Origin of the sequence: Pelomonas sp. KK5, from assembly GCF_001984095.1 — a bacterium.
In the GTDB taxonomy this organism is placed as follows: domain Bacteria; phylum Pseudomonadota; class Gammaproteobacteria; order Burkholderiales; family Burkholderiaceae_C; genus KK5.
Window position 1 is genome coordinate 14,073 of record NZ_LYVQ01000068.1, and the last position, 14,703, is coordinate 28,775.

Sequence of the window (14,703 nt, forward strand, 5' to 3'; positions counted from 1 at the left end):
GGAAGCCTCCATCACGCCACCACCGCCGTGCTGTCGGTCGTCGCTACCGCGCCCTCGCGCGGAGCCGGCAACAGGAAGCGCGCCAGCGCCGGCACCAGCACCAGCGCCCCGGCCATGTTCAAGAGGAACATGAAGGCCAGCAGCAGGCCCATGTCGGCCTGGAACTTGATGCTCGAGAAGCGCCAGGTCACGACCGCCGCGGCCAGCGTCACGCCGGTCAGCAGGACCACGCGGCCCGTGAAGCGCATGGCGCTCGCGTAGGCCGTCTTCAGGCTCTCGCCCTGGCGCAGGTGGGCCAGCGTGACGCTCAAGACGTAGAGCGCGTAGTCCACCCCGATGCCCACGCCCAGCGCGATCACCGGCAGCGTCGCGACCTTCACGCCCATGCCCAGGCCCACCATCAGGGCCTCGGCGAGGATCGAGGTCAGCGCCAGCGGCAGCATCGCCACCAGCACCGCGCGCCAGGAGCGGAAGGTGACGAAGCACAGCAGCGCCACGGCGCCGAAGACCATGAACAGCATCTCGTACCAGGCCTTGCGCACGACGATGTTGGTGGTGGCGTCGATGCCGGCCGAGCCGGCGGCCAGCAGGAAGGTGGCGTCCTTGTCGCTGTTGCGGCTGGCGAAGGCCTCCACGTGGTCGACGAGGCCCTGCAAGGTCTCGGCGCGGTGGTCGCGCAGATAGGCGTACATCGTCAGCAGGTTGCACTCCTCGTTGTAGAGCTCGCGCGGCGCCCGGGCGGTGATCGTGTTGAGCATGTCCTGGTTGCGGATCAGCTCGTACCAGAGCGGGCTGCCTTCGTTCATGCCCACCAGCGTGCGCCGCTGCAGCCGCGCCATCGACTGCGTGGACTCGACGCCGGGCAGGTCCGCCAGCTCCCACTCGAGCTGGTCGACGCGGCGCAGCACCTCGTACTGGCTGCAGGCGCCCTCGGGTGTCTTCACCATCACGGCGAAGACGTCGCTGCTCGCGCCGTAGTGCTGGGTGAAGAAGGCGACGTCGCGGTTGTAGCGGGAGTCCGGGCGCAGCTCGGGCGCGCCGGGGTCCAGGTCGCCGATCTTCAGGTGGCTGCTGACCGCGAAGCCCGCCGCGGCCAGCAGTGCCGCGGTGATGACCGCCAGCGTCGCCGGCCGTCGCTCGGTGAAGCCGGCCAGACCGCGCCACAAGGCGCTGCTCTGCCCGGCAGCGGCGGCGGCCTCCTGGCGCACCGCCCGCTCGCCCGCCCTGCGGCTCACGCCGACATAGCTCAGCAGCACCGGCAGCACGATCAGGTTGGTGATGACCAGCACCAGCACGCCCAGGCTGGCGGCCACGGCCAGCTCGCGGATCACCGGGATGTCGATGACCAGCAGTACCGCGAAGCCGACGGCGTCGGCCAGCAGCGCGGTCAGGCCGGCCAGGAAGAGCCGGCGGAAGGTGAAGCGCGCGGCGACGTAGCGGTCGGTGCCGCGGCCGATGTCCTGCAGGATGCCATTCATCTTCTGGGCCCCGTGGCTCATGCCGATGGCGAAGATCAGGAAGGGGATCAGCATCGAATACGGATCCAGCGAGAAGCCCAGCAGCGGCAGCAGGCCGAGCTGCCACAGCACGCCGGTCAGCGAGGTGAGCACCACCAGCAGCGTGCTGCGCAGGTCGCGGTTGTAGAGGTAGACCATGGCCGCGCAGATCAGCAGCGCGACGACGAAGAAGCCGAGCACCTCGCGCAGCCCCTCCATCAGGTCGCCGGCGACCTTGGCGAAGCCGGTGATGTGGAGCTCGACGGCGTCGCTGCGGTACCTGGCGCGCAGCTGTTCGAGGCGGGCGGACAGCTGTGCGTAGTCCAGCGCGCCGTCCTTGGCGAGCAGCGGCACGTGGATGACGGTCGAGCGCCCGTCGGCCGCCACGAGCTGGCCGATCTCGCCGGAGCGCTGCACGTTCAGGCGCAGTTCGTCGAGCTTGGCCGGCGAGCCGTCGTAGCGCGGGGGAATGACCTGGCCGCCGTCGAGGCCGTCCGGGGTCACGGCGGTCCAGCGGGTGTTGGGCGTCCACAGCGATTTCATGAACGGGCGGTCGACGCCGGGCAGCAGCAGCACTTCGTCGTTCAGGCGGCGCAGCTGCTCCAGGTAGCGCGGCTCGTAGATGCTGCCCTGGCGGGCCTCCACCGCGATGCGCACCGCGTTGCCGAGGCCTGGCATGTCCTTGCGGTTCTGCAGGAAGTTGACGATGTACGGATGGCTGGTCGGGATGGTCTTCTCGAAGCTGGCCGCCAGCGTCAGTCGCAGCGCGCTCCAGCCCAGCGCGAGCGTGGCCAGCACGCACAGCAGCAGGACCAGGAGGCGGTGGTTGAACACCGCCCGTTCGAGCCGGTTGCCCGAGCGCGGGTCGAAGTCTTCGGGCCGACGGGGCGGTGTGTCCTTGGGTATCGCAGCGATCATGGAAATTCCTTCAGCCGAGCCGGGCGACGCCACCCAGGCTCGTGGCGACCAGGCCGCCGTCCGGCGCCTCGGCCAGCGCGGTGAGTGGCATGAGCCGCGGGAGCGGCTGCTCGGTGAACGATGAGCCGCCGTCGCGGCTGACCAGCAGCCGCCCGCCCTGGGCCAGCAGCAGCAAGCGGCCGTCGCGCCCTTCGGTGCAGGACAGGAGGGTCAGCGGCGCGGGCAGGGCCAGCGGCGTGGGCGTGGGGCCTTCGACCCGGCAGGCATTGCCGAGCAGGCCGGCGCAGACGAAGGCGCCGTCGCGCGTGGCCGTCGCGGTGAAGAAGCTGCGCCTGGACGGGGCGGCGAGCGGCTCGAAGCTGGCGCCATCGTCGACGGAACGCATCAGCAGGCCCTGCTCGCCGGCGAGCACCCAGGTCTTGCCGTGCCGGGCCGCGGCGTAGAGGTGCAGGCCCTGCGGATTGGGCAGGCCCTCCGTGCACGGGTGCCAGGTCTTGCCACCGTCGCGGGTTGAGGTAGCCAGCCCGTAGGCGCCCACGGCCATGCCGCGCCGGGCGTCGGCAAAACAGATCGAGAGCAGCGGCTTGTCCGCGCCCTCGTCGACCAGGCGCTGCGCGCGCTGGGTCGCGGCTGCGGACAGCCCGTGCGCCTGGGCCAGCGCCGCATTGGCGAGGGCGATGCCGTCGGTCTGCAGCGCCCAGGTCTCGCCGCCGTCGCCCGTGTGCAGGATCACGCCGCCGTGGCCGGCGATCCAGCCTTGCCGTGCATCGACGAAGCTGGCCGAGGTCAGGGTCACGCTGACAGGCACGTGCGCCTGGCGCCACTGCCGGCCGCCGTCATCCGACAGCACGACCAGGCCCCGCTCGCCCAGCGCCACCAGCCGCTCGCCGGCGCGCAGCACGCGGGTCATCAGCCCGCGCGCGGCCCGCGGCGTCATGCCGGCCGCCTGGTGCAGCGGCGTGGCCTGCCCGGCGCCGGCGGGCAGCGCCGCCTGCAGCCCCAGTCCCGCGCCGATCAGCTGAAGCAGCCGGCGGCGGCGTAGTCCTCCGTCCATGATCAGCGCACGCCTTCGCCGGACAGCGATTCGGGCGTGAAGATCCGGTCCGGCACCGGCGCGCGCAGGTCGACCTGCCTGTCGCGCGGCAGGTAGGCCGAGCCGAAGTAGCCGCCGCCGATCATGTCGTAGGACAGGTAGCCGAACACGGCCGTGCCCGGCGCCGAGGGCATCACCGTGGGCAGCGTGTAGGTCACCTTCCAGAGCTGGCCTTGCGCGTCCCAGCGGTCGGCGGCGGTGGCGATCCAGGTGTCCTCGTCCAGGTAGAGGCGGATGCGCTGGATCGGGTGGCGCTGGCCCGGCTTCAGCGTGGCCTCCACCACCCACACGCGGTGGCGCTCGAAGCGCATCAGCTCGGGGTTGATCGTCGTGGCGGTGAAGATCTGGTCGAGCGCCGTGGCCTGGTGGTAGCTGTTCGTGTTGTAGGGCACGAACATCTCGCGCTTGCCCACCAGCTTCCACTCGTAGCGGCCGATCGAGCTGGCATAGCCCTCGACCTCGTCGAAGTTCAGGATGCCGCCGGCCACGGGGCTCGGCACGTCGCAGCAGGTCAGCGGCAGGCGGCGCACGCGGCGCTGGCCGGTGAGGTAGGTCCAGGTCTGGGACCTGGCGTCGTTGATGTTGCTGCGCTGCAGGAACAGCTCGCCGGCGCGGATCGGCGGGCCGAAGGAGTTGATGCGGGTCTGCCGCACGTCGGCGCCGGAGGCTTCCCACTTCTCGAGGTTGCTGCTGGCGTCGTAGTACGGATAGCGGGTGATGGCCGTGGCCTGCTGGACGGGGATCACCTTGCCGTCCGGCGTCACGCGCACGAGCACGGGCGTGGTCTGGTAGGCCGGCGTGGTCCAGCGCAGCAGGTGGTTCCAGATGGCCTCTTCGCCATTCTTCGGGATCGGGAAGGGGATGCCGCCGTAGGCGCCCTTGGGGTAGGGGCCGAGCTCGCCGCTGGCGTCCAGCGTTGCGCGGGTCGCGTTCTTCAGCGTGTTGTCGTACACCCATTGCGGGGCCGAGGCGGTGCGCCGCGTCGGGTAGACCTCGACCTTGAAGCCGGGGAACTTCTTCAGGAGGCCCTGCGTGCCTTCGGTCAGCGTGTCCGCGTACTGCGCCGCGTTCTGCGGCGTGATGGTGACGAGCGGCCTGTCCTTGGCGAACAGGTTCGGGATCGTCGCGGAGTTGTACGCGGCGTCGACCGGCGTGCCGCCTTCCCAGGGCGGGATCGAGCCGTCCTTGTTGCCGGCGCGTTCGCCGCCGAACGGGGTCAGCGTGGTCTTGAGCCTGGCGGCCTCTTCGGGAGACACAGCCGCTTGGGCGAGGGTCGCGATGCAGGCCAGCGCCAGCGCGGTGAATCGAGCGAATGCAGTCATGTGCATCTCCATCAATCAGAAGGTCCGGCGAACGGACAGCGAGACGAAGTCGCGGTCCTTCAAGGTCTGGGCGAAGGTCAGCGTGCCGTTGACGACCGCGTTGGTGGACGCGTAGGTCGCGGTGTTCGCGCGGCCGTAGTAGCTCGTGTAGGCGATCGAGAAGTCCCAGACAGTCAGGTAGTTGCCGGCGAGCGTGAGGCTGATGTCGCCGCCGCGGTCGGGGCCGAGGTACACGACCGGCGAGCGGCCGCGGTTGTAGCCCACCGAGAGCGTGGGCGTGAGGTCCAGGCCGTCCAGCACATTGCGCTGCGGCGCGGCGAAGGAGGCGCGCAGCGCGGCCGAGCGGCGGCCGGCGTTCGGGTCCAGCGCGCCCTCGGGACGCATCGAGGAGGCCGGCGTCGGCGTGCAGTTGCGGGTGCAGCTGGTGAGCTGGTTGACCGCGAACTCCATCGACAGGCTGGGCTCGTCGGACAGGAAGAAGCGCGGCATCGTCCAGATCGCCGAGACATTCAGGTGGGCCGAGTTGCCGATCGCGTAGAGCGGGTGCTCGTTGTTGTCCGCCGGCGTGGGGCCGAGGACCAGTTGCGGGTCGGTGCTCAGCGGCGTGTTGCGGCGCACCGAGAACTCGGCCGCGACGTTGAGCGCATTGACGGTCGTCGTGGCGCTGATGCCGAAGGCCTTGATGCCTTCCGGGAACACCAGCCGGTACGAGCCCGTGGTCGCGCCCGGCACGCCGCCCACGCCGGGGTAGGAGTACGGCACCGGCGTCTTCGCGTGGAAGCGGGTCGCATAGACGCCGATGTCGAACTCATCGAGCCGCGTGCGCAGGCCCAGGCCGAACTGGCCGCTGTCCTTGGCCTCGATGTCGGCGCCGCGGGCCAGGCCGATCGGCGCGGCGCCGGGCGCGAGGCGCAGCCGCTCGCCGCCGCCGTCCACGAAATCCGCGGCCGAGAAGTAGCTGCCCGCCGCGGGCAGGCGCGTGCGGGCCCACTGGTACTGGTAGTAGCCCATCAGCGTCAGCGCCGGCGAGAGCTGCAGCTGGCCCGAGAGCTGGCCGACCGGCATGATGATTTCCTTGGTGGTCGAGCCCGGCACCGAGGCGGCCTTGATCGCATCGACCGGCGACTGCGTGCCGGCGATCGCGTTGTTGCCGTAGAACAGGCTCTCGCCCCACAGGACGGTGTGTCGGCCCAGCCGGCCGCTCAGCCGCGCGGTGCCGACGTCGGTGGCGCCGAACACGAAGGCGTCGAGGATCTCGGCCTTGCGGCCGTGCAGCTTGCGCGTCGCGTCGGTGAACTCGTTGTAGGGCACCGAGAGCGCGTTGTTGGTCGCCGGCGAGTCGTTGTCGTTGTGCGTGTTGTAGACCGCGTCGTACCAGGCCGCGCCGCTGAGGCGCAGGCCATAGTCCTTGCGGTAGACCAGGTCCATCTCGGACAGCAGGTCCACGCGGTTGGAGATCAGGCCGCCGCGCTTGAAGTTGCGGTCGCCGTCGTCGCCGTTGAGCGCGGCGGGGCCGGCACTGCCGTCGGCCGGCGCGGCGGCGTATTGCGTGAGCAGGGCCGAGGGGCTCTTCACCCGCACGCCGGCCGAATACTTGAGGGTGTTGTCCCACCGCAGCTCGATGTCGGTGTTGCCGACGTCGATGGGCGCGGCGAGCGCAACATGACTGGCCGCGACCGTGAAGCCGGCAGCAATGGACATTCGTGTGGCACGCATTCCTTGTCTCCTGATTGGTGTATTTGTCAGCGGGCTGCACCCAATGTAGGAAGCGCGTCTCGTGCTGGGAAATGATCAATCCGGCTGCGCCGCAGTGGACTTATTGATCGATGGCCGGGCACCTTGTGCAGACACAATGGGCCATGGTCCCGAAGCTGATGCACATCCGCATGTTTGTCGCCGTGTACGAGGAAGGCTCGTTCACCGCAGCCGCCAGCCGCGAGGGGCTGAGCCAGTCCGGCGTGTCTGCCCATGTGCGGCAGCTGGAGTCGCAGCTCGACGTGCAGCTCTTCGCGCGCGACCACGCGATCGCGCCGACGCCGGCCGGCCATGCCTTCTACCGCCGCTGCGTGCAGCTCTTGCGCACGCACGAGATGGCCTGCCGCGCGGTGGGCCGGCGCGCCGAGCATCCGGTCGGCGCGCTGCGCATCGGCATGATCCCGACGATGAGCCGCTCGGTCTTCAGCCGCGCGCTGATGGCCTTCGAGGCGGCCTGTCCTAACGTTTCCGTTCAGCTGACCGAAAGCGGCGGCGGCGTGATCGCCAGCGCCGTGCGCCAGGGCAAGCTGGACTTCGGCATCGTGCAGCGCATGCCGGAAGATGCGGGCGCGGCCGACGGCCTGCGCCATTCGCTGTTCACGCGCACGCCGGCCTTCCTGATCTCCTCGCCGGACTCCGGCCTGCCGCATTGCCAGCCGATCCGTCTGCGCGACCTGCCGGACCTTCACCTGGTGCTGCCGGCCGGCCGGCGGCCGCTGCTGGAGCAGTACCTGGTGGACCAGCAGGTGCCGATCGTGCAGCGGCTGAGCTGGTTCGAATCGATGCTCGGCGCGATGGACCTGGTGCGGTCGAGCCACTGGACCGCCATCATCTCCGGCCTCTTCATCGCCGACGACCTGCGCCGCCGCCGCTTCACGCTGAACCCGCTGGCCGACCCGATGCTGTGGGACGAGCTGCTGCTGGTCGAGCCCGAGCGCAAGCCGCTGTCTTCCGTTGCTCATGCCTTCCTCGAATGCCTGCAGCGGGCCACGGAAGAGATCAACGCCATTCCCATCAGCATTGCCACCGCTACCCATGGATGACTCCCTGCCCGGCCTGCGGGAAATGCAGCTCTTCGTCGCCGTCTACGAGGAGCGCTCGTTCACCGCCGCCGCCACGCGCGAATTCGCCACGCAGTCCGGCGTATCCCAGCACATCAAGCAGATGGAAGACATGCTGGGCGTGCAGCTGTTCAGGCGCGAGAAGAAGTCGGTGGAGCCGACCGAGGCCGCTGCGGTCTTCTACGCACGCTGCCTGGACGTGCTGGCGGCGAGCAAGGCCGCGTTGGAGCTGCGCGAGTTCAAGACCGGCCTGGCGGGCGAGGTGCGCTTCGGCCTCACGGCCACGCTGGCGACGCACCAGCTCGCACCGGCCTATCTGCGGCTCAGCGCGCAGAACCCGAATGCCTCCGTCGCCGTGATCGAGGCCCGCAGCGACATGCTGATGGACATGGTGCGGGCCAACGAGCTGGACTTCGCCATCATCCCCGCGATCTCCAAGCCGCCCGCGGACCTGAGCTCCCGCGTGTTCGCCGCCACGCCGGCCTTCCTCGTGTCCTCGCGCAGCCACGACGCCAGCGGCCTGTGCCATGGCGAGGCGATCGGCTTCGAGCAGCTCAAGGGCCGCAAGCTGCTCGCGCCGCACAGCCGCGAGCACGGGCAGTGGATCGGCGCGCCGAAGGACCTGGCGGCGGGTTCGGCCCCGCACTACCAGCTCGACGCGGTCCTGGCCACGCTGGACCTGGTGCGGCAGAGCGAGTGGATGGCCATCCTTCCGGGCCTGCTGTTCATTCACGACATCGACACCGCGCCTGCGGAGCAGGACTTCTGCCTGAACCCGTTCGCGGGCCCGGGCCTGACGCTGGAACTGCGCGTGGTGAGGGCGCCGCAGACGGAGCCCTCGGCACTCGCGCAGGCTGCCATCGACGCGCTCCGTCAGGTGACCGAGGAGCACATCGAGCGGCTGCGCAATTTCGCTAGGCTCCCATCAGCCACTTGAAGCGGGGTTTCCGCGGCGAGGCGGGCGCCGGCGTGGCGCTGCGCCTGCCCCAGAAGTTGCCGAAGCAGAAGGCCAGCGCGCAGGTCGGGTCCATCGTGCAGGCGACGGTCATCGCGCAGGTCTCGGACCAGTCGTCGGGGTATGGCGCCGGATCCTCGGCAGCCGTTGATGCGGGCAGTTGAAGTGGGCTGGCTGGCATGGATGTCTCCGTTTGGATGAACAACGGGCGCTGGCTGCGCCTCTATTCGTTCGCGGGCCTCTCTAGTCGACGATCGGCAGTTGCAGGTAGCTCGGGTGTCGCGGGCCGGTGTAGATCCGGTTCAGCGCGCCTTCGTGATAGCTGGCGTCATAGGCGCGCACGGGCACGCCCGCCGGCGCGTAGGGCTGGATGTCGACCCGCAGCCTGCATCCCTGGCGGATCAGCGCAGTGCTCGGATTCAGGCCGATCTCGACCGGCACGATCTCGCCGCTCTTCAGTGGCGCGCAGTCCCGCTCCAGGTGCGTGTGCACGGGCCAATGGCCTGTCGATCGACGTTCATCGAGCTTGCGGCGCGACACCTTCAGCAGGCCGTGCCCGACCGGATGGATGTGGACCGGGTCCGCGGGCAGGACCACGGACTCGTAGCGGATCTCGCGGTCCTGCGCATCGATGACGCGCAGCGAGACGAACACATCCATGTCCGCGCTGGTCGAGGCCACCCAGAGGCCGACCTTCATGTAGCCGGCGAGCACCAGGTCCTCGGCCATCGGCTCGCTGATGAAGGAGACGCCGGTGGACCAGCGGGGCGTGCCGTCCTGCGAGCCGACCGGCGCCAGCGTGGGCGTGCCGAGCTCCAGCTGCGCTGCGTATTCCGCGCTGGCCGGCACCGTGGGCACGGTCTCGCCGATGCGCAGCATGCCGTGGCGCCTGCTGTCGTTCTGCCAGTCCGAGGGCCGGGCATCGAGGTACCAGCGCCGGTACTGCGTGCGAGCGATCGGCCACTCGTCTTCTTCCAGCAGGTAGTGCGCGCCGTCACCGCTGCGCACCTGCACGCGAACCGGCGCCTCGTCCATCACGCCGTTGTCCACGCCCTTGAGCCAGTGCTCGAAGAAGCGCATGTGATCGGCGAGCGACTGCGCGGAGTAGCTGGCGGGGAACCAGGCGTCGGTGAAGTCGAACTTCCTGGCCCTGGCGCCGGTGGAATGGACGAAGGTCTCGCTGCTGCCCAACTGGTGGATGATCGCGCCTGTCTGCGGGCCGACGATCCAGACCGGTGCCGTCGCCTGGCTGAGGTCGGGCCGCATGAAGATCGAGCCGCGCGGGCCATAGGCGGCCGGGTCGTTGAAGGGCGTGGCGAGCGCGCGGGCCATCCAGTCGGTCTGCGGGCGCTTGTCGCCGCCGCAATGGTTGTTGCCCGACCAGACCTTCCACCACCAGTCCCAGAAGCCGGCGCCGAAGAGGCCGCCGCCGTACAGCGCCTCGTTGTAGATGTCGGCATCGGTGCCCTGGGCGATCATGGCCTTCAGGTGCGGCGGCTGGAGGCTGGCCACGTTGTGCTGGGTCATGGCGAGGTAGGACATGCCCCAGAGGCCCACATTGCCGTTCGACCAGGGCTGCACGCCGGCCCATTCGATCGCGTCGAAGTAGTCCTCGGCCTCCTGCACGCTGAAGGGCGCCTGCAGGCCCGGGCTCCTGCACACGCCGCGCGCATCCACGCGGATGCAGACATAGCCCTCGGGCACCCAGGTCGAGGTGTCCACGGTCTCGTGGTTCTCGTACTGCGCGCCGTCGGGATTGCCGGAGAAGAAGCGGTCTTCCATCTCCTCCTTGCGCAGCGCGTCGGCCGCGTTGCAGATGCAGTCGTGATAGAAGCTCTTGCCGTAGAAGCCCTTGCTCATCACCACCGGATAGCGGCCCGGTGCCGCGGGGCGGAAGACATCCGCACAGACGTAGGATCCGTCGCGCATCGGGATGCGCACGTCGGTGGCCTTGACGATGCCGCGGATATTGCGCCGCAGCTCGTTGCGGCTGGTGGCGGCGGCGCAGAGCGTGCGCGGCGTGCGGGCGGTGAACACGCCCGGCGTGGCGTTGAGCAGCTCGAGGATGCGGCGCACGGTCGGGTCGTCGGCGAAGTCGGTGACGGTGCCCAGCGCGTTCGGCACGACCGAGGGGCTGAAGTTGATCGGCGTGGCGCCGATCAGCTCGTGCACGGCGGGCGCGATGCTGACGCCGGCCTCGATGTCACCGTCCTGGTCGAGCGTGTGGACCAGGCGGGCCATGTTGGTGATCGCCGGGTCGTGCAGCTTGTCGATCTTGCCGTCCACGCGCGGCGCGAGGCTGGCCAGGTTGAGGCGAGGCGCCGCCTTCGCTGCGCCCAGCACCAGGCCGCCGACGTGGAAGCTGATCGCCTCGCCCTCGCGGTACTGGAACTCGCCCTCGGCCGAGGTGGTGCCGGCGAGCGTCGGCGTCCGGTACTTCAGCCCCGCGATGGGCCCGGCCATGAGGCCGGTCAGCACGGGGCGGCTAGGCATGATGCAGTGCCTTGCCGTGATAGCCGGCCACCTGCCTCAGCGCCGGATCGGTGCCCTTGCCGCGGTGGGATACCGAGGCATCGGGATGGTCGTCGAACCAGCCGGTGGCCGGGTAGCGGTACATCCAGTCGACCATCAGCCGGCGCTCGGCGATCAGCCAGACGCCGTCGCGCCGCTCGAAGCGGTCGATGTAGCGCGCCCACAGCTTCACGTACTCGCCCTTCCAGTGGTGCAGCTCGGAGCCCTGGTGGTCGGCCTCCAGATAGGTCTCCACGAAGGCGATGTCCGGGCCGTCGAACTCGATCAGGCTGTTGCCGAGGAAGTGCATCGTGCGGACGAAGCGCGGCATCTCCGCGGCGAGGAAGCCGACGAAGCCGTCGCCCGAGCCCTTGTGCAGGCTCTCGGGGAAGTGAACGTAGGCGTCCTTGTGGAAGGCGCCTGCGACCAGTGCCATGTCCACGCGATCGAGGCCGCGGCAGTAGCGCAGCAGCACGTCGTGGATCTCGGTGCGGGCGCTGAGTTCTTCGAGGGTCATGTCTTGTCTCTCCGGTTGTCAATTCGTCTTGGCGGGCACGACCGGGAGCTGGATCCAGGCCGGGTGGTCGGGGCCGGTATGGATCGTGTTGCGCGCGCCGTCGTGGGTGCTGGCGTCGTAGCCGTGGCGCGGGCCGTGGTCGTAGCCGTCGAAGGGCTGGATGTCCACGCGCAGGCGATACCCTTTGCGGATCAGCGCGGTGTTCGGAATGATCTCGATCTCGACCCGCACCACCTCGCCGGGCTGCAGCGGCGCGTGGTCGGCCTTCAGATGGGTGTGCTTGACCGTGTATGGCGTCGAGCGGGCCTCGTCGACCTTGCGGTGGGATACCTTGAGCCAGCCCTTGGCGAGCGGGTAGTTCGTGATGTTCATGCCCATGGTGGTCGGGCCGGCGTAGTCCACTTCGCGGCCCGCCTCGTCAAGCACGCGCAGGCTCAGGAACACATCCATGTCCGCGCTGCTGGACGACACCCAGAGCTGGGCCTTGCCGTAGCCGGCGAACACCATGTCCTGCGGCACCGGCTCGCTGATGAAGGACACGCCGGTCTGCCAGGCCAGCAGCGCCGAGGGCGGCTTGACCGGCATGAACACCGGCGGCATGCCGCCACGGCATTCGGGTGCGATCTCGGCGGAATAGGCTGCCTGCCGCTCGTTCTGCGGCGGCGTCTGCGACAGGCGCAGGAAATCGTTGCGGTGCTCGTCGCCGGGCCAGTCGGCCGGCGTGGCGTCCAGGTACCAGCGCGGATACTTGGTGCGGGCGATCGGCCACTCGGCCTCTTCCTGCAGGTAGGACGCGCCGTCGCCGGTGCGGATCTCCAGGCGCACCGGCGGGCGCGCCATGATGCCGTTGTCGACACCCTTCAGCCAATGGTCGAAGAAGGCGCGGTGGTCGGCGATCGCCGCGCGCGAATAGGCCTTGGTGAACCAGTCTTCCCAGAAGTCCAGCTTCTTCGCGGCCGTGGGCGTTGCCAGATAGGCCTCGCTGCTGCCGAGCTGGTGGAAGTGCGCCATGTGGGTGGTGCAGGCGATGGCCCACAGCGGCACCTTCACGGCGCTCATGTCCGGGTTCATGCAGATCGTCGAGCGCGGGCCGAAGGCCAGGGCCGGATCGGAGTCCTTGAAGCCGCAGGACTTCAGGATGCCGAGGAAGTCCACCGCCTTGGGCTCGCCGACGACCGCCGCCAGCACGCCGGCGCGGTACCAGTGGCTGAAGAAGTCCTCGTTGAGGATGCCGCCGGTGTAGGCCACCTCCTCGTAGAGATCGACATCGGTGCCGATGGCGACCATCGCCTTCAGGTGCCGTGGCTGCAGGCTGGCCGCCGCGTGCTGGCTCATCGCGTAGTAGGACATGCCCCAGAGCCCCACATTGCCGTTGCACCAGGGCTGCTCGCCGGCCCAGTCGATCGCGTCGCGGAAGGCCTCGGCCGTCTCGATGCCGAAGGGCGCCAGCGTGCCGGGGTTCCTGCCCGAGCCGGGCCCGTCCACGCGGATCAGCACGTAGTCGTGCGGCACCCAGTCCACGCTGTTGGCCGTCTCGTGGTTCTCGAAGATCTGGCCTTCGGCATTGCCCTGGAAATAGCGCTCCTCCATCGCCTCGTGCGCCTCGAAGGCGGCGTCATCGCCAATCGAGTGGTGGTGGAAGGCGCGTCCGTAGGGCCCGCAGTTCATGATGGCCGGGAAGCGGCCTTCCCTGGCGGGGCGGAACACGTCGGCGTAGACGAAGAGGCCGTTGCTGAGCGGGATCCTGACGTCCCGGAAGCGCAGGATGCCCAGCATCTGGCGGCGCACCTCGTTGCGCGCCACCGCCGCGCTGCACAGGCGCCGCGGCCTGCCATCGCTGAACGGGCCGAGCTCCTCCAGCAGCGTGGCGATCAGCGGGTCCCGCTCGAACTCGCGCACCGGATCGCGGTCCATGCCGGCGAAGGAGATGTCGTGGCGGAAGTTGATGCGCCGCTGGCCGATGAGCGCGTGCACCTGCGGCGCGATCGTGATGCCGCCATCCAGGCAGCCGTCCGTATCGAGCGAGCAGAGCAGGCGGGCGATGTTGGTGAGGCCGGCGTCGAGCAGCTTGGCAATGTTGCCGTCCACGCGGCTGACGATGTCGGCCAGCGTGAGGCGCGGCGCGCCCATCGCGTGGCCGATCGTCGTGGCCCCGAGCCGGAAGGCGACGCGTTCGCCGTCGCGGTACTGGAACTCGCCCCGCGCATCGGTCAGCCCGCTGAGGCTGGGCGTCAGGTAGGCCAGGCCGGCGATCGGCCCGCCGAAGGTGCCGGTCCGGATCGCCGGCTTGTCGCGCTCGCTCATCGTTCTTGTCTCCTGTGCCTGCTTGCTGTTTCGCCGCAATGTACGTCGGCCCGCCTTAAAACTCAACACGTGTTGATATTAAAAAATCATCTGCATAATGCGTGAATGACAAGCAAGAAAACCGCCGCGCCTCCCGCGCCGCGCCGCGGCCGCCGGCCCGGCCCGGGCAGCACGCGGCAGGCCGTGCTCGACGCCGCACGCGCGCGCTTCGCCGCCGACGGCTTCACCGCCACCACGATGCGGCGCGTCGCCGCCGATGCGCAGGTGGACGTCTCCCAGGTGATGCAGTTCTTCGGCTCGAAGGACGCGCTGTTCGCCGCGGTGATGGCCATCCCGCCCGCCGCCACCGAGCACATCAACACGCTCTACGAGAAGTTCGACGAGCAACTGGGCGAGCGCGTCACGCGCGGCTTCCTGGCCGCGTGGGAAGGCGCGCCGGAAGAGTCGGAGCCGATGATGGCGATGCTGCGCAACGCCATGGTCAACGAGCGCGCGCGCGACCAGCTGCGCGACTTCATCGAGTCGAGGCTGCACACCGGCACCGGCGAGGCGCGCGACGATGCCGCCGCGCTGCGTTCGGGCCTGGCGGCCTCGCTGCTGATGGGCATGGTGCTGTGCCGGCGCATCATCGGCGTGCCGCTGCTGGCCGCGGTGGAGCGGGAGGCGCTGGTCGCGCTGCTGGCGCCGGCGATCCAGATCGTGCTGTCGCCGCCGGCCGAAGCGGCAGGCTGATCAGGCTCGCGCGAGCAGCCGGCGGCGACAGCACGATCT

At 69.6% G+C, this 14,703-nt stretch carries 11 protein-coding genes; 3 read left to right on the top strand and 8 right to left on the bottom strand.

Annotation, left to right across the window (positions count from 1 at the left end; all coding sequences use genetic code 11):
- Positions 1 to 11: 11 nt before the first annotated feature.
- From B0W88_RS12880 to B0W88_RS12895, 4 genes are read right to left on the bottom strand one after another with little or no spacing between them, the layout of a single operon-like run.
- Positions 12 to 2,414 (bottom strand): RND family transporter, encoded by a 2,403-nt coding sequence (locus B0W88_RS12880; protein WP_077035060.1) that lies wholly within the window; start codon positions 2,412 to 2,414, stop codon positions 12 to 14.
- Between the two features lie 10 nt (positions 2,415 to 2,424).
- Positions 2,425 to 3,468: a YCF48-related protein gene (locus B0W88_RS12885; protein ID WP_077035061.1), complete on the bottom strand. Its 1,044-nt coding sequence runs from the start codon at positions 3,466 to 3,468 to the stop codon at positions 2,425 to 2,427.
- 2 nt (positions 3,469 to 3,470) lie between these two features.
- Complete coding sequence (locus B0W88_RS12890; RefSeq protein ID WP_077035062.1) at positions 3,471 to 4,829, bottom strand: DUF1329 domain-containing protein; 1,359 nt, start codon at positions 4,827 to 4,829, stop codon at positions 3,471 to 3,473.
- 15 nt (positions 4,830 to 4,844) lie between these two features.
- A complete protein-coding gene (locus B0W88_RS12895) occupies positions 4,845 to 6,545 on the bottom strand; it encodes a DUF1302 domain-containing protein (protein ID WP_233151700.1) in 1,701 nt (566 codons plus the stop codon).
- A gap of 143 nt (positions 6,546 to 6,688) precedes the next feature.
- Between B0W88_RS12895 and B0W88_RS12900 the strand changes: the two genes are divergently transcribed.
- Both B0W88_RS12900 and B0W88_RS12905 read left to right on the top strand, forming a co-directional pair.
- The gene (locus B0W88_RS12900; protein ID WP_077035064.1) at positions 6,689 to 7,627 is read left to right on the top strand and encodes a LysR family transcriptional regulator; all 939 of its coding nucleotides are present in this window, start codon (positions 6,689 to 6,691) and stop codon (positions 7,625 to 7,627) included.
- Positions 7,620 to 8,582, top strand: coding sequence for a LysR family transcriptional regulator (locus B0W88_RS12905; protein ID WP_077035065.1), 963 nt, complete (start codon positions 7,620 to 7,622; stop codon positions 8,580 to 8,582). Before B0W88_RS12900 ends, B0W88_RS12905 begins: the two co-directional genes overlap by 8 nt.
- Here B0W88_RS12905 and B0W88_RS32980 read toward each other — a convergent pair.
- From B0W88_RS32980 to B0W88_RS12925, 4 genes are all read right to left on the bottom strand, one after another.
- A complete protein-coding gene (locus B0W88_RS32980; protein ID WP_144006742.1) occupies positions 8,560 to 8,781 on the bottom strand; it encodes a hypothetical protein in 222 nt (73 codons plus the stop codon). The two genes, B0W88_RS12905 and B0W88_RS32980, sit on opposite strands and share 23 nt — an antisense overlap.
- A gap of 62 nt (positions 8,782 to 8,843) precedes the next feature.
- Positions 8,844 to 11,093 carry a CocE/NonD family hydrolase gene (locus B0W88_RS12915; RefSeq protein ID WP_077035067.1) on the bottom strand — a complete coding sequence of 750 codons (2,250 nt, stop codon included), beginning with the start codon at positions 11,091 to 11,093 and terminating at the stop codon, positions 8,844 to 8,846.
- Positions 11,086 to 11,628, bottom strand: coding sequence for a nuclear transport factor 2 family protein (locus tag B0W88_RS12920; RefSeq protein WP_077035068.1), 543 nt, complete (start codon positions 11,626 to 11,628; stop codon positions 11,086 to 11,088). The genes B0W88_RS12915 and B0W88_RS12920 overlap by 8 nt, the downstream gene beginning before the upstream one ends.
- Before the next feature lie 18 nt (positions 11,629 to 11,646).
- Positions 11,647 to 13,932: a CocE/NonD family hydrolase gene (locus B0W88_RS12925; protein ID WP_077035069.1), complete on the bottom strand. Its 2,286-nt coding sequence runs from the start codon at positions 13,930 to 13,932 to the stop codon at positions 11,647 to 11,649.
- 105 nt (positions 13,933 to 14,037) lie between these two features.
- Between B0W88_RS12925 and B0W88_RS12930 the strand changes: the two genes are divergently transcribed.
- A complete protein-coding gene (locus tag B0W88_RS12930; RefSeq protein ID WP_077035070.1) occupies positions 14,038 to 14,664 on the top strand; it encodes a TetR family transcriptional regulator in 627 nt (208 codons plus the stop codon).
- The last annotated feature ends 39 nt before the right edge of the window (positions 14,665 to 14,703 follow it).